Genomic DNA, 18,297 nt, shown 5'->3' on the forward strand with positions numbered 1-18,297 from the left:
TATCCAGAAAGTCATACCGCAGCGTGCGTTTGTCATGGTGTCGGCATCGGTGCGGTCAGGTCAGCTAGCGGCATGGTTGCCGCCAATCGCGGTTATCATGTTGTCTGTGGTCTGAGTACCGCATTGACTGGGTGGCGCTTCGGCGCCTTGTAAGCCGCCGTGATATCCGCACGGTGGTGGTTGCTGCACAAATCGGAGTAACAACATGAGCATTTCAACCCTGCGCCGTCTGGCGCTCAAGGGCGTGGTCGTTTGCGCTACGGCCGCTGCAATTTCCACTTCGTCGCACGTTTTTGCCGACGAAGCCATCCTTCGCGTTTCGGCCATTCCTGACGAGGCACCGACCGAACTGCAGCGCAAATTCGCGCCGCTCGGCAAATATCTCGAAGCGCAGACCGGCATGAAGGTCGTGTTCACCCCGGTTTCCGATTACGCTGCCGTCGTCGAATCGCTGGCGACCAAGAAGATCGACCTCGCCTGGCTGGGCGGCTTCACCTTCGTTCAGGCCAGCATCCGCACCAACGGGACAGCCATCCCTATCGTCCAGCGTGCGGAGGATGCCCGTTTTACCTCCAAATTCATTACCGCAGACCCCAATATCAAATCGGTGAGTGACCTCAAGGGCAAGACCTTCGCCTTTGGCGCGCCGTCATCGACCTCGGGCAGCCTGATGCCGCGTTTCTTCCTGCAGCAGGCCGGCCTGAATCCGGAAAAGGATTTCAAGAACGTTGCCTACTCGGGTGCTCATGACGCCACGGTGGCTTTTGTTGCGGCCGGCAAAGCTGAAGCCGGTGTGCTGAACGCGTCGGTCTGGGAAAAAATGGTAGAGGCCAAGAAGGTCGACACCGACAAGGTCCATGTCTTTTCCACCACGCCGCCATACTTCGACTACAACTGGACAGTGCGCGGCGACCTCGACCCGGTCATCGTCAAGAAGCTGACCGAGGCGTTCCTCAAGCTCGACCCGAGCAACCCGGAACAGAAGGAAATCCTCAACCTGCAACGCGCCAGCAAGTTTGTGCCGACCAAAAAAGAGAATTACGACGGTATCGAAAAGGCGGCCCATTCGGCCGGCTTGTTGAAGTGAGCTTTGCACTGAACGGCGTGGGGCTGACCCACGCCAATGGTTTTGCCGCCCTGAAGGGCATTTCGCTAAAGGCGGATCAAGGCGAGCGCATCGCCCTGATTGGCCCCTCTGGTGCCGGCAAGACCTCGCTGTTGTCAGTGCTCGGCACGGCATTGCAGCCAACTGCCGGCACAGCGGAAATTTTGGATTTTGGCCAAAATTTCCGGTCGACCGCAGCAATGGCCAAATTGCGGTCCCGCATCGGTAGCGTGCATCAATCGCCGCCGCTGCCCGGCCGTCAGCGCGTGGTTACAGCCGTCCTGGCCGGGCGGCTTGGCCGGTGGCCGCGCTGGAAGTCACTGGCGTCACTGGTCTACCCGCTCGATATCCCCGGCGCTCGCGCTGCGCTGTACCGCGTTGACCTGGCCGACAAACTGTTCGCCCGTTGTGACCAGCTTTCCGGCGGCCAGTTGCAGCGCGTCGGCATCGCCCGCGTCCTCTACCAGCAGCCTGATCTGCTTCTCGCCGACGAGCCGGTATCCGCCCTCGATCCAACACTGGCGCTGGCCACCATCCGTCTGCTGATCGCCGAAGCCGAAGCCTCTGGCGCCACGCTGGTTGCCAGCCTGCATGCCGTCGATCTGGCCATCGGCAATTTCTCGCGCATCGTCGGCGTCCGGGCCGGGCGCATCGCCTTCGACCTGCCCGCCAGCGAAGTTACCGTGCCCATGCTGCACGAGCTGTACGCCAGTGAAGGCGAAGAGCTGCCGGTGCAGGCGCATGAACCGAACTTCCTGATGAATGCCGCTGCCAACGACGCGGCGATTCGGGCCGCCTGCTGCTGAGTGCTGCCGTGCGCGACCCGGCCGCCCGTTCCCGCCTGATCGGCGCGCTGACCACGCTGGTCATTCTCTGGCCGCTGTTTCAGGCCGCCGAGTTCAAGCCCGGCGTCCTCTTTGATCCGGCCAACCTGAAGGTCATCGGCCATTTCCTTTCCGGGTTTCTGCCGCCGGAAACCGGTAGCGAATTCCTCGGCTATCTGGGCAAGGCAACACTGGAAACGCTGGCCATCGCCACCGCCGGCATGGCGCTGGCCTTTTTGATTGCCGTGCCGCTGGGTTATCTCGCGAGCGGGGCCGGGCGCGAGGCACCAACCCTTAACCCGCTGACCCGCAGCCTGCTGACTATCCTGCGCGGCATTCCGGAACTGGTCTGGGCGCTGCTGTTCGTCCGCGTCTTCGGCCTTGGCCCGGCCGCCGGCGTGCTGGCACTCGGCCTGACTTACGGCGGCATGCTGGCCAAGGTCTACGCTGAAATCCTCGAATCGGTCGATCCTGCACCGGCCCGCGCTCTGCGCCACAACGGCGCCAGCCGGCCGCTGGCCATTCTTTACGGGCTGATTCCGCAAGCCTCGAAAGAGCTGGCCTCGTATACCGTCTACCGCTGGGAATGCGCCATCCGCGCCTCGGTCGTCATGGGCTTCGTCGGCGCCGGCGGCCTCGGCCAGTTGATGGACCAGGCCATGAAAATGCTCAACGGCGGCGAAGCGGCGACCATCTTGCTCACCTTCATGGTCCTCGTCTTCTCGGCCGACGGCCTGTCCGGCTGGCTGCGCCGTGCGCTGGATACGCCGCCGGCTGATCGCGCCTCACCGTTTGGCTGGCGTAGCAGCTTGTTTGGCATGGCAACGGTCTTTGGCGTGATCGCCAGCTTCAATTATTTGGAAATCGGCCTGAAATCCCTGTTGACCGTGGAAGCCGTCCGCAGCATCGGCGAATTCATCGCCGGCTTCTTCCCGCCCGATCTGAGCGCCGAATGGCTGGCAAGAGTCGGCAAGGGCGTCTGGGAAACGCTGGCCATCTCGGTCGTCGGCACCTTGCTCGCCGCCGTCGCCGGCCTGCTGCTGGCGCTTCCGACATGGCGGGCGCCGTTCAGCTTCCTGCTCAACACCCTGCGTTCGGTGCCCGAACTGGTCTGGGCGACGATCACCGCGCTGGCCGGCGGCCTCGGCCCCTTCGCTGGCGCTTTGGCGCTGGCCCTGCATACGGCCGGCGTACTCGGCCGCCTCTACGCCGAAGCCCTCGCCAACGCCCCGCCAGCCCCCGGTTACGCCCTGCGCCTGGCCGGCGCTCCGGGCGGCCTCGCTTTTCTCTACGGCACCTTGCCCGGCGCCGCCCCGCAACTCATCGCCTACACCCTCTACCGCTGGGAAATGAACATCCGCATGGCCGCCATCCTCGGCTTCGTCGGCGCCGGCGGGCTCGGCCAACTGCTCTATTTCGAACTCTCGCTCTTCCACCATGCGCAGGCATCGACCGTGATCATCGCCATGTTGCTGCTATCGATTGCCGTCGATCAGGCTAGCGCCTGGCTGCGTCGGGCGATGCGCTGAAGCCATTACGAAAATTTCATTTTTGGCCATTTTTTCCGGTTGACCGTGGGAATCATCGCGCAGCCCGATTCCTTTGGCATGACGGCGCGCCGCGCCTTCCGCTATCATCGGCGGATTGCCGAATAGCGCCCCGCCGCCCATGAGCGAAAACCAGAACCCCGAACAACAAGCCCGCGACCGCATTGATGCGCAACTGCGCGCCGCTGGTTGGGTCGTGCAAGCCAAGAACAAGGTCAATTTTGGCGCCGCAACAGGTGTTGCCGTGCGCGAATGGCAAACCGATGCCGGCCCGGCTGACTACGTGCTCTTCATCGACAAGAAGGCGGTCGGCGTCATCGAAGCCAAGCGCGAAGAAGAAGGTCAGCACCTGACGGTGCACGAAACGCAAACCGAAGGCTACGCCGCCGCCAAGCTCAAGTGGGTCAATAACAAAGAGCCGCTGCCTTTCCTCTACGAAGCCACCGGCCTGATCACCCGCTTTACCGACGCCCGCGACCCCAAGCCGCGCTCGCGCGAAATCTTCAGCTTCCACCGCCCGGAAACCCTGCGCGACTGGCTGACCGAAGGCCAAAGCCTGCGCGCCCGCCTCGCCGAACTGCCGCCGCTCAACCCCGAACATCAGCCCGCGAAAGAACTCCGCCTGCGCGATTGCCAGGAAGTGGCGATCACCAACCTCGAACAATCCTTCCGCGAAGCCCGGCCGCGGGCGCTGATCCAGATGGCCACCGGCGCCGGCAAGACCTACACCGCCATCACCAGCATCTACCGCCTGCTCAAACATGCCGACGCCAAGCGCGTGCTCTTTCTCGTCGACACCAAAAACCTCGGCGAGCAGGCCGAGCAGGAAATGATGGCCTACGTGCCCAGCGACGATAACCGCAAATTCACCGAGCTTTACACGGTGCAGCGGCTCAAAAGCAGCTTCGTCGACAAAGGCGCCGATGTCTGCATCTCCACCATCCAGCGCCTCTATTCGCTGTTGCAGGACAAGGAACTCGACGAAGCCGCCGAAGAAATCAACCCGGCGGAATTGACCCAGCCCAAAGCCCCGGCCGCCGTCGCCTACAACGCCAAAATTCCGCCCGAATTCTTCGATTTCATCTTCATCGACGAATGCCACCGCAGCATCTACAACCTCTGGCAGCAAGTGCTCGACTACTTCGACGCCAGCCTGATCGGCCTCACCGCGACGCCCGACAACCGCACCTACGGCTTCTTCAAGAAGAACGTCGTCAGCGACTACAGCCATGAAAAAGCCGTCGCCGACGGCGTCAACGTCGGCAACGAAATCTACCTGATCGACACCCGCATCACCCAGCAAGGCGCCGTCATCGCCGCCGAGCAGCAAGTCGAAAAGCGCGAGCGCCTGACCCGCAAAAAGCGTTGGGAACAGCAAGACGAAGACGCCGCCTACACCGCCACCCAGCTCGACCGCGACATCGTCAACCCGGACCAGATCCGCACCGTCATCCGCGCCTTCCGCGACAACCTGCCGGCCATCTTCCCCGGCCGCGCCGAAGTGCCCAAGACCCTGATCTTCGCCAAGACCGACAGCCACGCCGACGACATCATCAACACCGTGCGCGAGGAGTTCGGCGAGGGCAACGCCTTCTGCAAAAAAGTCACCTACCGCGCCGCGCAGGATAGAAATCTGCCCGACGGCACGGTCGACCGTGGCGAAGACCCCAAATCCATCCTCGCCCAGTTCCGCAACGGCTACCACCCGCGCATCGCCGTCACCGTCGACATGATCGCCACCGGCACCGACGTCAAGCCGCTCGAATGCCTGCTCTTCATGCGCGACGTCAAAAGCCGCAACTACTTCGAGCAGATGAAAGGGCGCGGCACCCGCACGCTGGACATGGACGACCTCAAGAAAGTCACGCCCAGCGCCAAAAGCGCCAAGACGCATTACGTGATTGTCGACGCCATTGGCGTCACCAAATCGCTGAAAACCGCCAGCCAGCCGCTCATCACCAAGCCCGGCGTGCCGCTCAAAGACCTCGCCATGGGCATCCTGATGGGCGCCACCGACACCGACAGCGTCTCCTCGCTGGCCGGCCGGCTGGCGCGGCTCAACAAGCAGCTCGACGCCGACGACCAGCGCCGCCTGCGTGAAGCGGCCGGCGGCGTCGAACTCAGCCACATCGTCAGCCAACTCTTCAACGCCATCGACGGCGACCTCATCGAAGCCCGCGCCCTCGAACTGGCAAATTTACCCATCGGCAACGACCCCGGCGACACGCTGCGCGAGCAAGCCCAGCAACAACTGGTCTTTGAGGCGGCGGCGCTGATGAACGGCGAATTCATCGAACTGATCGACACCATCCGCCGCGAAAAAGAACAGACCATCGACCACGACAACCTCGACAGCGTCACCTACGCCGGCTGGAACAAGGACAGCGCGGCCAACGCAGCCGCCTTAACGGCTGAATTCGCCGACTGGCTGGCGGCGCATCGCGATGAGATCGAGGCGCTGAGCATCTTCTTCGCCCAACCCTGGCGGCGGCGTGAAGTCACGCTGAAGCTCGTGCGGCAAGTGCTCGACAAGCTCAAAGCCGACCAGCCCAGACTCGCCCCGTTGCGCGTCTGGCAAGCCTACGGCCAGCTCGATGGCACCAACAGCAGCGCCCCGGAGCAGGAACTGACGGCGCTGGTCGCATTGATCCGCCGCGTCTGTGGTCTGGATGCGACAATCACGCCCTTTGCCGACACCGTGCGCAAGAACTTCCAGACCTGGATCATGCAGCACCACGCCGGCGGCGCCGACAAATTCAACGAAGAACAGATGAACTGGCTACGCATGCTCCGCGACCATATTGCCCACTCCTGCCACGTCGACCGCAGCGACCTCGACTACAGCCCCTTCGACGCCCAGGGCGGGCTGGGGAAGATGTGGCAACTGTTCGGCGAGGGCATGGACTGCCTGCTGGATGAACTAAACGACGCGCTGGTTGCCTGATCCAGTACAATCCACATATAGCACATATACGAGGAGTGAATCATGGCCCAATTGCACTGCTATGTTCCAGAAGACATCGCCCGGCAAGCACAACACCGTGCCGCGCAGGCCGGCCTGAGCCTGTCCCGCTATCTGGCCGAACTCGTCAAGCGCGATGCCGCCAATGCCAGCGGCTGGCCGGAAGGCTATTTCGATCTCTTTGTGCCAATTGAAGGGGCCGAAATCGAACGTGCGCCGCAAGGCGAATTCGAGGAAAGGTTGCCGCTGGAATGATCTATCTGCTGGATTCCAACGTTTGCATCCACCTCCTCAATGGCCGGCATACCACGCTCATTCAACGTTTTCGGCAATACGATCCACGGCAGACCGTGCTGTGCAGCATGGTCAAAGCCGAATTAATGCGTGGTGCCCTGCGCAGCCAGCGCGTTGAACTGAATCTTGAACGGCTGGCTATTTTTTTCGCGCCACTCAAAAGCCTGCCCTTCGACGACAGCGCCGCCGACCACTTCGCCCGCGTCGGCGCCGAACTGATGAAACGGGGTACGCCGATTGGCCCCAACGATCTGGTGATTGCCGCCACCGCACTCGCCCACCAAGTAACGCTGGTCACCCACAACACCGCCGAATTCAGCCGCGTGCCGGGGCTACGGTTGGAAGATTGGGAAATTTGATGAAATTTCCGGTTGACCGCAGCCACCTCGACGACAGCCCCTTCGACGCCCAGGGCGGGCTGGGGAAGATGTGGCAACTGTTCGGCGAGGGCATGGACCCGTTGCTGGATGAGTTGAATGAGGCGTTGGTGGCGTGATGGGGGAATTTCCTGCCTCATGGGTCTTGTTGCCAGTCAGTGATGTCGTACGCAACGTAACTCTCACCGACAAGAAAATTCCGCAGAAAAGTTATCTTCCAAGCGGAAAGTTTCCTGTGTTCGACCAAGGGCAAGAATACGTTGGCGGTTACACCGATGATGCTGCAATGTTGGTTGATTGCGATCTGCCAGTCATCGTATTTGGAGACCACACTCGCACCGTGAAATTGGTCAACGCGCCGTTTGCTCCGGGCGCAGATGGCGTAAAGGTTCTTCAGCCAAGCGCCTGTATCCTGCCAAAGTTACTTGAGAATTTTGTCCGCTATCTCGTTACTAAGATTCCAAACAATGGCTACGCGCGGCATTACCAGCACCTTGCCAAATCATTGCTGCCGATTCCTCCGCTCGCCGAACAACACCGCATCGTCGCCAAGATCGAGGAACTGTTTTCCGAACTCGATCAGGGCGTGGCCAGCCTGAAAACCGCCCGCGAACAGCTCAAGGTCTATCGCCAGTCGCTGCTCAAAAATGCCTTCGAAGGCAAGTTGACCGCAGCATGGCGCGCCGCCCACCGCGACCAGCTCGAAACCGCCGCTGCCCTGCAACAACGCATCGCCCTCGAACGCCAGGCCCGCTACCAGCAACAACTCGCCGACTGGCAAACCGCCGGCCAATCAGGCCCCAAACCCAAACCCCCCAAGCCCCTGCCACCCCTCACCGCCGAAGAACTCGCCGAGCTACCGGAATTGCCGGCGGGGTGGGGGTGGGCGAAATTGGGGGCGCTCATTGACGATCCTGCCTATGGCACATCGAAGAAGTGTGACTACGAAACTGCCGGGGTCGGGGTTTTACGCATTCCTAATGTTGTTTCAGGGAAAGTTGATGCCACGGATTTGAAGTTTGCACAGTTTTCCCCGGAGGAGATCGCCGCTTACCAGTTGGCGCCCGGCGACTTGTTGATGATTCGCTCCAACGGTAGCGTCTCAATCGTTGGGAAATACGCATTGGTTTCCCAACAAGACACTGCATACCTGTACGCCGGCTACTTGATCAGGCTCAGGCCTTTGCAGCCTTTGGTTTTACCTGCGTATTTGGCGCAACTGCTTTCGGCTCACGAGTTGAGAAAGCAGATAGAGCACAAGGCAAAGTCGACGAGTGGCGTGAACAACATCAATTCAGGAGAGATTCAAGCGTTGGTGGTGCCGTTCTGTGGCTTGGCCGAGCAAGAATTGATATTGCAAGAACTCGAATCCAAACTCTCCGAAGCCGACCAACTCGACCAAACCCTGGCCACTGCGCTGCAACAGGCCGACGCGCTGCGCCAGTCCATCCTGAAAAAGGCCTTCTGCGGTCAACTGGTAAAACAGGACAAAAACGAAGAACCCGCCTCCACCCTGCTCGAACGCATCCGCGCCGGGAAATCGAATGGCATAAAAAAGCCAGTCAAACAGAGAAAACCCGGCTAACATACTGGTGTTATATCCAGTTATTTGCCGAGACCGATCATGCAAACCCAAACCAGCGCCCAAACCCCGATTGCCATTTACGAAACTGCCGATGGTGTCATTTCAACTGAAGTCAGGCTGGAAAACGAAACCGTTTGGCTAACACAGGATCAAATCGGGCGCCTGTTTGGTCGTGAGCGTTCGGTCATCACCAAACACTTGGGCAACGTGTTCAAGGAGAATGAATTGTCCGAAAAAAGCAATGTGCAAAATTTGCACATTGCAAATTCGGATAAGCCGGTGAAGCACTACAACCTCGATGTCATCATCTCCGTCGGCTACCGCGTCAAATCGCCCGAAGGCACCCGCTTCCGTATCTGGGCCAACCGCATCCTCAAGGATCATCTGGTGCAGGGCTATACGCTGAACCAGCAGCGCCTGACGCAGCAGCAGGAAAACATCCGCCAATTGGAACGCACATTGAGCCTGTTCCAGCAAAACCTGATCGAACAGGCCAGTTTGCCGGAGGCGCGCGGGTTGGTGAATGTGATTGCCGGTTATGCCCGCACCTTCGTGCTGCTCAACCAGTTCGACAGCGAGCGCCTGCCGCTGGGTGATTTTGCGACGACGATCCATTACGAAATCCGCGAGGATGAGGCGCTGGCCGGGATTGCTACGTTAAAGGCTGACATGCTGGCAAGGGGCGAGGCATCGGAACTCTTCGGCAACCAGAAGGACGACAGCTTTGCCGGCATTCTCGGCAACATCCTGCAATCCTTCGGTGGTGAATACCTCTATCCGAGCATCGAGGAACAGGCGGCGCATCTCCTGTATTTCGTGATCAAGAACCATCCGTTTTCGGATGGCAACAAGCGTATCGGCGCTTTTCTGTTCATCTGGTTTTTGCAACGCAACCGGCATCATTTGAAGTCGGATGGCGAACTGAAAATCAACGACAACGCGCTGGCAGCGATTGCGCTGCTGGTGGCGCAAAGCGACCCAGCACAAAAACAACTGATGATTCACCTGATCATGAATCTGATTCGGGGATGACCGCTCATCAATTCGGCACACGCTGTGTGCACAATCCACGCAAGACCCAAGGCTAGCCATGAACGCAACCGCATCCATCGTCTCCCGTGTCTGGAGCTTCTGTACCACGCTGCGCGACGACGGGGTCAGCTATGGCGATTACCTTGAGCAGCTGACTTACCTGATCTTCCTGAAAATGGCCGATGAGTACAGCCGGCCGCCGTACAGCCGCAAAATCGGCATTCCCGAAGACCTTGGCTGGACCAGCCTGAAGGGGGCGCGCGGGGCGGCGCTGGAGGTGCATTACGTGACGGTGCTGCGCGAGCTGGGCAACAGGCCGGGGCTGCTCGGGCAGATTTTTACCAAGGCGCAGAACAAGATTCAGGACCCGGCGAAGCTCTCGCGGCTGATCGACATGGTCGATGAAACCAGTTGGGTGACGCTGGGGGCGGACGTCAAGGGTGACATCTACGAAGGCCTGCTGGAGCGCAACGCCGAGGATACGAAGTCGGGGGCGGGGCAGTATTTCACGCCCCGGCCTTTGATCCGGGCGATGGTCGAGTGCATGCGGCCGTTGCCGAACAAGACGATTGCCGATCCGGCCTGCGGGACGGGCGGCTTCTTTCTTGCCGCTTACGATTTTCTGGTGGCAAGCTATCCGGGCATGGACAGCGAGCAGCGGACTTTCCTCAAGCACGACACTTTTTTCGGTAACGAGATCGTCGCCGGCACTCGCCGGCTGGCCTTGATGAACATGTTCCTGCATAACATCGGCGAGATCGATGGAGATAGCCCGATTTCGCCGAACGATGCCTTGATTGCGCCGCCCAAGGAAACCTTCGATTACGTGCTGGCCAACCCGCCTTTCGGCAAGAAGAGCAGCATGAGTTTCACCAACGAGGAAGGTGAGCAGGAAACCGATGCGCTGACCTATAACCGTCAGGATTTTTGGGCGACGACCTCGAACAAGCAGCTCAATTTCGTGCAGCACATCAAGAGCCTGTTGAAGAGCACCGGCCGCGCTGCCGTGGTGGTGCCGGACAACGTGCTGTTCGAGGGCGGGGCGGGCGAGACGGTGCGCCGCAAGTTGCTGGAAACGACCGATCTGCACACCATCCTGCGCCTGCCGACGGGGATTTTCTACGCCAACGGCGTCAAGGCGAATGTGCTTTTCTTCGACAACCAGCCGGCGCGCAAGGAAGCGTGGACCAAGGAAGTCTGGGTCTATGACTACCGCACCAACATTCACCACACGCTGAAAAAGAAGCCGCTGCGCTACGAGGATCTGGCGAATTTCGTCGCCTGCTACCAGCCGCACAATCGCCACGGTCGACAGGAAATTTGGCACGAAATCGAAAACCCGGAAGGGCGTTGGCGCAAGTTCAGTTACGAGCAGATCGTTGCTCGTGACAAGACCAGCCTGGATATTTTCTGGCTCAAGGACAAGAGCCTGGCCGATCTGGACAATCTGCCGGAGCCGGATGATCTGGCCGGGGAAATCATCGAAAACCTGGAGGCGGGACTGAACAGCTTTCGCCTCATCGCCAATGCCTTGCAATAAGCATCAGTGAATTTCGCGCCAAGACAGCTGGCGCTGATCTGCAGAAATCGAACTAGCTGCGCTGCAGCAGGCGTCTCGATGTCTTTTTGACGCCGCCGTGGCCGGTGTCGAAATGGACCATGAAGTAGCTTTCTTCTGATGGCATCTGCGGCACACCTTCAATGCGCCATTCCCAGATTTCTTCGTGCAGGTTGTCGAACACCTGCTTGGTGGCCGGGGCGCCGAGCAGGCGGCGGACGTCGTCCTTGCTCATGCCTTCGCGCACCTTGGCGTAGTTGGCCTCATTCAGCACCTGTTCCAGCTTGCTGACGACTTGATCGCTGTTGAAGGTGATCATGTAGCACTTCATGCCGTTTGGCTGTCGGGCATATTCCCAGGTGGCCGTGCCGTCATCGTTCCAATGCACGAAGCCGGGCTCGCCCATGCGGGTGCGGACTTCGGCCTGCGTCGTGACTCCCGGTTTGATTTCCTTGGTATTGACGTAATCGCAGGCGGGGAGGGCGGCGGCGACAATGGCCGAGACGGTGGCGTTGATCCAGGTCGGGAGTTTCATGCAAGCTCCATGTGGTCGGGGAGATTGAGTTTACGTCGATAGCGGCTTGCTTTGATAATATCCGAGTCTTCTGATTTTCGACTGCACCGATGCGCTCACTCGATCCCCGTGCTGCCTGGATGCTACTTCAGCAAAATCCCGAGGCCGTGCTCGTCGACTGTCGGACCGAAATCGAGTTCATGTATGTTGGCCATCCGTTGGGTGCCGAGCACGTGGCCTGGCAGGATGGGCCGGACTGGGAGGTCGATCCTGAATTTGTCGACAAGGTGAAGCAACTGGTGCGCAATGACCTGAACCGGCCGGTGTTGTTGGTCTGCCGCAGCGGACATCGTTCTGCCTGTGCCGGCGATGCCCTTGAAATGGCCGGATTTTCGAGCGTGATCAATATTGTGGAAGGCTTTGAGGGGCCGCTGGATGAAAACTATCATCGCGGCAAGCTCGGCGGCTGGCGCTTTTTCGGCTTACCGTGGCAGCAATCGTAATTTGTAGTGGAGCGTGGCGGCGAGGCCGCCCGTAAGGAGCAGCCCGGCCATGCCGAATGACATGGTCAGCGTGGAGCCCCAGAGCGCCGGGGCGATCAACGCGGCGGTGATGCTGTTGAAGCCGGACTGGAAGAAAGTCTGGCAGGAAGCGGCCAGGCCACGTTGCGCCGGGAAGGGATCAAGGGCAAAAATGGTCAGGCTGGGCATGGCCATCGACATGCCCAGTGTGTAGATGAACAGCGGCATGACGCTCCACGGCAGGCTGGGTGGAAAGGCGAGGTTCAGCGCCAGATTGAAGACGGCGGCCGTGGCCATGATGGCGTAGCCGATGGCGATGGTACGGCTCAGCGAGATTTTTCCGGCCAGGCGACCGGATTGGCTGGCGCCGATTACCATGCCGCCCATGGCGGGCCCGAACAGCCAGAGAAAACCGGTTTCCGGCACGCCCAGATGTTTCATCAGGAAAACCGGGGCCGAGAGCACGTACAGGAAGAAGCCGGCAAAATTCAGTGAGACGGCGGCGCAGGCGAGCAGGAAGGTCGGCGAAGTCAGTACCTTCCAGTAGGTTGCGCCAAGGTAGGCCGGGCGCAGCGATTGTCGCTTTTCCGGGCGCAGGGTTTCCGGCAGTAGCTTCCAGCAGGCCAGCCACAATGCTGCGGTCGACACGACTAAAAAGGCAAAAACGGAACGCCAGCCAAAGAAGGTTTGCAGCCAGCCGCCGATCACCGGCGCGATGGCCGGGGCCAGAGCAAACATCATGGTGATCTGCGACATCAGGCGCTGGGCGGCAGCGCCGTCATAGAGGTCGCGCACGATGGCGCGGCTGACCACCATGCCGGCACCCGCAGTGATGCCCTGCATGGCCCGCCAGAACCACAGATGCTCGATGCGCGTGGCCAGCGTGCAGCCGGCCGAGGCAACCGCGAACAGGCCGAGGGCCACCAGGATGACCTTGCGCCGGCCGAAACGGTCAGAAATGGCGCCATGCCACAAGGTCATGATCGCAAACGAGAGCAGATAGACGGACAAGGTTTGCTGGACTTGCAGCGGCGTCGCGTTCAGCTTTTCGGCGATTTCATGGAAAGACGGCAGATAGGTATCGATGGAAAACGGACCGAGTGCAGAGAGCGAGGCCAGCAGAATGGCAATGCCCCGCGTCTCGCGACGCGCCTGCTTGTGTTCACCCACGGGCAAAGCGCCGGTACTGGATGGCTTCGGCGACGTGGGTGGCCCGGATGTCGTCGCAGGCGGCCAGATCGGCAATGGTCCGCGCTACCTTGAGGATGCGATGCCAGGCGCGGGCCGACAGATCGAGTTGCGTCGTTGCCTGTTGCAACAGCTTGCTGCCGGCAGCGTCGGGCTGGCAGCAGGCATCGACCTCCTTGGTGCTCAGACGGGCATTGGGCTTTTGCTGGCGGGCATGCTGCCGCTTCTGCGCTTGCTCGACGCGCGCCCGAACGGCGGCGGAGGACTCGCCGTCGGCCTTGCCGGCGAGATTTTCGGCCAGCAGCGCCGGTACTTCAATGATCAGGTCGATTCGGTCGATGAAAGGGCCGGATAGTTTGCCGCGATACCGGGCAATCTGGTCCGTCGTGCACCGGCATTTTCCACTGACTGCACCGCTGTAGCCGCAAGGACAGGGGTTCATCGCCGCGATCAGCTGGAACTCGGCCGGAAATTCGGCGTGCCTCGCCGCCCGGGCAATGTGCACGCGACCTGATTCCAGCGGTTCGCGCAGGGTTTCCAGGACTTTTCTGTCGAATTCGGGCAGCTCGTCCAGAAACAGAATGCCCTGATGGGCGAGGCTGATTTCGCCGGGGCGGGGCGGATTGCCCCCGCCGACGAGGGCCACGGCGGATGCCGTGTGGTGGGGCTGACGGTAAGGGCGGATGCCAAAGGCTTCAGGGCGAAACTGGCCGACCAGCGACAAGACTGCGGCCGAGGACTTGGCGGCTTCGCCCTGCAGCGCCGGCATCAGGCCGGGCAGGCGGGCGGCCAGCATCGATTTTCCGGAGCCGGGAGGGCCGAGCATCAGCAGGGAATGATGGCCAGCCGCCGCAATTTCGAGCGCGCGCTTGGCCTGGGCCTGACCGCGGACTTCAGACAAATCGGGGAAAATCGGCTGTTTTTCCGTGTCGACCGTGGCAATGGCCTGCGGCAGCGTTTCGCGCTCGGCCAGGTGGGCACAGACTTCCAGCAAAGAGCGGGCGGACAGTATTTCGTTGCTGCCAATCAGTGCCGCTTCGCGGGCGCTTATTTCAGGCAGGATGAAATGCTTGCCGTGGCCTGCGGTCTGCAAGGCCATGGCCAGGGCGCCGCGGATCGGACGAAGTTCGCCGGACAGCGAAAGCTCGCCGGCAAATTCATAGTCGGCCAGATGCTTGCCGGGAATCTGCCCGCTGGCGGCCAGGATGCCGAGCGCGATAGGCAGATCGAAGCGGCCGGATTCCTTGGGCAGGTCGGCCGGCGCCAAGTTGACGGTGATGCGTTTGCTGGGAAACTCGAATCCGGAATTGACAATGGCGGCGCGGACACGATCACGTGCCTCCTTGACCTCGGTGTCAGGCAGCCCGACCAGTGTGAAACTGGGCAGGCCGCTGGCCAGATGGGCCTCGACCGTGACCGGCGGCGCATTCAGGCCATCCAGTCCGCGACTGTGTGCGATGGCCAGTGCCATTAGGGTTTTATTTCGTTAACGGCGCAGCCGATCGCTCAATCATTGGCCCGAACGGGACTTTTCCAGCGCGTCGACGCGGGCTTCGAGATCCTTGAGTTTCTCGCGGGTGCGGGCCAGTACTTGTGCCTGTACGTCAAACTCTTCGCGGGTGACCAGATCCATTTTTGAAAAGAAACCGCTCATGACCATTTTGGCGTTCTTTTCAATGTCTTTGGCCGGCGAATTGGCCAACAGGGCGCTGATTTTGGCGCCGAATTCTTCAAGTATTTTGGGGTCGAGCATGATTTCCTCCGTTGGATTTGAGTTTATCACAGCGGGATTTCCTCAGCGCCAAGATGGTCGCTCGGCGATGGTGCGTAACAATCTGTGACTGCACCATATCGGTGCGCCTTATTGGTGCATGCCTTTCGATATAGGTGTCAATACTATGATTCAAATCAAAAATCATCGTTGGCATGGCATGTGCTTTTAACCAAATACTGAATTTTCCCTTTCAATTTTTAAACAATCCGTAGGAGAGAACCATGAAGAAATCCCTGATTGCCCTAGCCCTCGTTAGCGCCTTTGCAGCACCCGTTTTTGCTGAAGAAGCCGCCCCGACGCCGGTGCACACCTTTACTGGCAACGTGACCCTGGCCAGCGACTATGTTTTCCGCGGTATCAGCCAGTCGCAGCGCCAGCCCGCTATTCAGGGTGGCTTCGACTATAGCCACGCTTCCGGTCTTTACGCCGGTACGTGGGCTTCCAATGTGGCCTGGGTCAACACCAAGGACAACAACAGCATGGAGTGGGACTTCTATGCCGGCTACAAGGGCACCTTCGCCGATGATTTCTCTTATGACGTCGGCGCCTTGAAGTATTACTACCCGGGCAGCAGCACCGGCAATGCTGGCGCAACGCCGGATACGACCGAGCTTTACGCTTCTATCGGCTGGAAGTTCATCACCCTCAAGTACAACTACTCCGTTTCCAAGTATCTGTTCGCCTGGGGCGACCAGAGCGGTACCGGTAAAGACAATCGTGGCAGCGGCTATATCGATCTGTCTGCCAACTACGATCTCGGTAGTGGCTGGGGTATCCAGGCTCACGTTGGTCACCAGGATGTCCGGAACTACAGTGATGCTTCTTACACCGACTGGAAACTGGGCGTGACCAAGGATGTTGGTTTCGGCGTTGTGGGTCTGGCCTACACCGATACCGATGCCAACGGTTGTGGTTCCGCCAGTGGTGCTTATTGCTTCACGGGTACGGGTTCGTCTGGAAAGAACGTTGGCAAAGCGACCGGCGTCCTGTCTTTCAGCAAGACCTTCTAAGCAAATTTAAAAATTCCCTCGTCACTGCACCGGCCGGCGCTGGCGGGGGAACAAAAGATTCAACCTAATTGGAGAACCATTCATCATGAAATTCGTTACCGCCATCATCAAGCCATTCAAGCTTGACGAAGTGCGTGAAGCATTGTCCGCCATTGGCGTACAAGGCATCACCGTTACCGAAGTGAAGGGTTTCGGCCGGCAGAAAGGGCACACCGAGCTGTATCGGGGCGCTGAGTATGTCGTCGATTTCCTGCCCAAGGTCAAGATCGAAGCCGCCGTTAAGTCGGATCAACTGGATCAGGTCATTGAAGCCATCGAGAAGTCAGCCAGCACCGGCAAGATCGGTGACGGCAAGATCTTCGTCTTCGACGTTGAACAAGTCATTCGTATTCGTACCGGCGAAAGCGGTACGGACGCCCTGTAAGGAGCAAACCATGAAACGTATCTTTGCATTGCTTGCTCTGGCCGGCGCTGTCGCATTCAGCGCGCCGACCTGGGCTGAAGAAAAGGCGGCGCCGGAAGCGGCTGCTGTTACCGCGACAGCTGCTGCGCCAGCCGCAGCCCCGGCTGCTGCTGTTGTTGCTGAAGCTGCCGCACCGGCACCTGCTGCTGCACCGATCCCGCCGAACAAGGGCGACAACGCCTGGGTCATGCTCTGCGCAGCACTGGTTATTCTGATGTCGCTGCCTGGTCTGGCACTGTTCTACGGCGGCCTGGTTCGCACCAAGAACATGTTGTCGGTGCTGATGCAGGTCTTCGTGACCTTCTCGCTGATTTCCGTGTTGTGGGTCATTTATGGCTACTCCGCGGCTTTCACCGAGGGCAACCAGTTCTTCGGTGTGCTCGACAAGCTCTTCCTGAAGGGTGTCACGCCTGATTCCGTGGGCGCTACCTTCTCCAAAGGAGTGAACATCTCCGAACTGGCCTTCGTGATCTTCCAGGGCGCCTTTGCGGCGATTACCTGCGGCCTGATCGTCGGTGCCTTCGCAGAACGTGCGAAATTTGCCGCCATCCTGGTCTTCATGGTGATCTGGTTCACGCTGTCCTACATTCCGATGGCGCACATGGTCTGGTACTGGGCGGGTCCTGATGCCTACATCGACGCTGCTGCTGGCGAAGCTGCTGGCAAGACGGCCGGCTTCCTGTTCCAGAAGGGCGCGCTCGACTTCGCAGGCGGTACCGTGGTGCATATCAACGCCGCTATTGCCGGCCTGGTGGGTGCCTACATGGTTGGCAAGCGTAGCGGTCTGGGCAACGTGTCCATGGCCCCGCACTCGCTGACCTTCACGATGATCGGTGCATCCCTGCTGTGGTTTGGCTGGTTCGGCTTCAACGCCGGTTCCGCCCTTGAAGCCTCTGGCGGTGCTGCTCTGGCCATGGTCAACACCTGGGTTGCAACGTCCTGCGCTGCACTGTCCTGGATGTTCGCTGAATGGATCCTGAAGGGTAAGCCTTCCATGCTGGGTGCTGCTTCCGGTGCGGTTGCCGGTCTGGTGGCGATCACCCCGGCTGCCGGCTTCGTCGGTGTCATGGGTGGCATCATCATCGGTCTGCTCGCTGGCGTCGTCTGCCTGTGGGGCGTCAATGGCCTGAAGAAAATCCTCGGTGCCGATGACTCCCTTGACGTCTTCGGCGTCCATGGTGTCGGCGGTATCCTCGGCGCCATGCTGACGGGGGTCTTCGCTGACCCGGCTCTGGGTGGCACGGGCGTCTATGACTACGTGGCCAATGCCGTCGGTCCTTACGACATGGTTGCTCAGGTGACTTCCCAGGCTTGGGGCGTTGGTACCGTCATCGTGTGGTCGGCTGTTGTCTCGATCGTCGCCTACAAGCTGGTTGATATCGTGATTGGTCTGCGTGTGCCGGAAGATGAAGAGCGTGAAGGTCTTGACCTCACCTCGCACGGCGAGTCCGCTTACCACCACTAATAGTATCTCTGTAGTCTCTCTCCCTTCGGGCACCTTCGGGTGCCCGCTTTTTTTTGGGGAGAAATTTTGATTTAGGCA

At 60.0% G+C, this 18,297-nt stretch carries 18 protein-coding genes; 14 read left to right on the plus strand and 4 right to left on the minus strand.

The annotated features are described in order from the left end of the window. Positions 1–205: 205 nt before the first annotated feature. The 10 genes from IPJ12_09810 (at position 206) to IPJ12_09855 (ending at position 11,266) form a co-directional block, all read left to right on the plus strand. On the plus strand, positions 206–1,087 hold the full coding sequence (locus IPJ12_09810; protein MBK7647440.1) for a putative selenate ABC transporter substrate-binding protein: 882 nt from the start codon (positions 206–208) through the stop codon (positions 1,085–1,087). After that, complete coding sequence (locus tag IPJ12_09815; protein MBK7647441.1) at positions 1,084–1,911, plus strand: phosphonate ABC transporter ATP-binding protein; 828 nt, start codon at positions 1,084–1,086, stop codon at positions 1,909–1,911. Before IPJ12_09810 ends, IPJ12_09815 begins: the two co-directional genes overlap by 4 nt. After that, positions 1,902–3,458 carry a phosphonate ABC transporter, permease protein PhnE gene (gene phnE / locus IPJ12_09820; GenBank protein ID MBK7647442.1) on the plus strand — a complete coding sequence of 519 codons (1,557 nt, stop codon included), beginning with the start codon at positions 1,902–1,904 and terminating at the stop codon, positions 3,456–3,458. Before IPJ12_09815 ends, phnE begins: the two co-directional genes overlap by 10 nt. Before the next feature lie 139 nt (positions 3,459–3,597). Further along, positions 3,598–6,420: a DEAD/DEAH box helicase family protein gene (locus tag IPJ12_09825; GenBank protein ID MBK7647443.1), complete on the plus strand. Its 2,823-nt coding sequence runs from the start codon at positions 3,598–3,600 to the stop codon at positions 6,418–6,420. A 42-nt stretch (positions 6,421–6,462) separates the two neighbouring features. After that, positions 6,463–6,693, plus strand: a complete 231-nt coding sequence (locus IPJ12_09830) for a hypothetical protein (protein MBK7647444.1) — start codon at positions 6,463–6,465, stop codon at positions 6,691–6,693. Further along, positions 6,690–7,091: a type II toxin-antitoxin system VapC family toxin gene (locus tag IPJ12_09835; GenBank protein ID MBK7647445.1), complete on the plus strand. Its 402-nt coding sequence runs from the start codon at positions 6,690–6,692 to the stop codon at positions 7,089–7,091. Before IPJ12_09830 ends, IPJ12_09835 begins: the two co-directional genes overlap by 4 nt. Beyond that, positions 7,091–7,228, plus strand: coding sequence for a hypothetical protein (locus IPJ12_09840; GenBank protein ID MBK7647446.1), 138 nt, complete (start codon positions 7,091–7,093; stop codon positions 7,226–7,228). Before IPJ12_09835 ends, IPJ12_09840 begins: the two co-directional genes overlap by 1 nt. Continuing rightward, positions 7,225–8,694, plus strand: a complete 1,470-nt coding sequence (locus IPJ12_09845; protein ID MBK7647447.1) for a restriction endonuclease — start codon at positions 7,225–7,227, stop codon at positions 8,692–8,694. Before IPJ12_09840 ends, IPJ12_09845 begins: the two co-directional genes overlap by 4 nt. 39 nt (positions 8,695–8,733) lie before the next feature. Next, positions 8,734–9,726 carry a virulence protein RhuM/Fic/DOC family protein gene (locus IPJ12_09850; GenBank protein MBK7647448.1) on the plus strand — a complete coding sequence of 331 codons (993 nt, stop codon included), beginning with the start codon at positions 8,734–8,736 and terminating at the stop codon, positions 9,724–9,726. A 58-nt stretch (positions 9,727–9,784) separates the two neighbouring features. Then, entirely contained in the window at positions 9,785–11,266 is a 1,482-nt protein-coding gene (locus IPJ12_09855) for an SAM-dependent DNA methyltransferase (GenBank protein MBK7647449.1), read from the plus strand. Positions 11,267–11,318: 52 nt separating this feature from the next. On the opposite strand, the gene bamE is transcribed toward IPJ12_09855, so the two are convergent. Then, a complete protein-coding gene (gene bamE, locus IPJ12_09860) occupies positions 11,319–11,819 on the minus strand; it encodes an outer membrane protein assembly factor BamE (protein MBK7647450.1) in 501 nt (166 codons plus the stop codon). A gap of 89 nt (positions 11,820–11,908) precedes the next feature. Between bamE and IPJ12_09865 the strand changes: the two genes are divergently transcribed. After that, positions 11,909–12,301 carry a rhodanese-like domain-containing protein gene (locus IPJ12_09865; protein MBK7647451.1) on the plus strand — a complete coding sequence of 131 codons (393 nt, stop codon included), beginning with the start codon at positions 11,909–11,911 and terminating at the stop codon, positions 12,299–12,301. Here IPJ12_09865 and IPJ12_09870 read toward each other — a convergent pair. From IPJ12_09870 to IPJ12_09880, 3 genes are read right to left on the minus strand one after another with little or no spacing between them, the layout of a single operon-like run. Further along, a complete protein-coding gene (locus tag IPJ12_09870) occupies positions 12,281–13,441 on the minus strand; it encodes a multidrug effflux MFS transporter (GenBank protein MBK7647452.1) in 1,161 nt (386 codons plus the stop codon). The two genes, IPJ12_09865 and IPJ12_09870, sit on opposite strands and share 21 nt — an antisense overlap. A gap of 40 nt (positions 13,442–13,481) precedes the next feature. Beyond that, positions 13,482–14,978 (minus strand): YifB family Mg chelatase-like AAA ATPase, encoded by a 1,497-nt coding sequence (locus IPJ12_09875; protein MBK7647453.1) that lies wholly within the window; start codon positions 14,976–14,978, stop codon positions 13,482–13,484. A 39-nt stretch (positions 14,979–15,017) separates the two neighbouring features. Then, a complete protein-coding gene (locus IPJ12_09880) occupies positions 15,018–15,260 on the minus strand; it encodes an accessory factor UbiK family protein (protein MBK7647454.1) in 243 nt (80 codons plus the stop codon). Positions 15,261–15,502: 242 nt separating this feature from the next. Between IPJ12_09880 and IPJ12_09885 the strand changes: the two genes are divergently transcribed. From IPJ12_09885 to amt, 3 genes are all read left to right on the plus strand, one after another. Continuing rightward, positions 15,503–16,291 carry a hypothetical protein gene (locus IPJ12_09885; protein ID MBK7647455.1) on the plus strand — a complete coding sequence of 263 codons (789 nt, stop codon included), beginning with the start codon at positions 15,503–15,505 and terminating at the stop codon, positions 16,289–16,291. Positions 16,292–16,376: 85 nt separating this feature from the next. After that, positions 16,377–16,715 carry a P-II family nitrogen regulator gene (gene glnK, locus IPJ12_09890; GenBank protein MBK7647456.1) on the plus strand — a complete coding sequence of 113 codons (339 nt, stop codon included), beginning with the start codon at positions 16,377–16,379 and terminating at the stop codon, positions 16,713–16,715. Positions 16,716–16,725: 10 nt separating this feature from the next. After that, entirely contained in the window at positions 16,726–18,219 is a 1,494-nt protein-coding gene (gene amt / locus IPJ12_09895) for an ammonium transporter (GenBank protein ID MBK7647457.1), read from the plus strand. Positions 18,220–18,297: the final 78 nt, after the last annotated feature.

This window comes from Betaproteobacteria bacterium, assembly GCA_016709965.1.
Taxonomy (GTDB): Bacteria; Pseudomonadota; Gammaproteobacteria; order Burkholderiales; family Rhodocyclaceae; genus Azonexus; species Azonexus amarohabitans.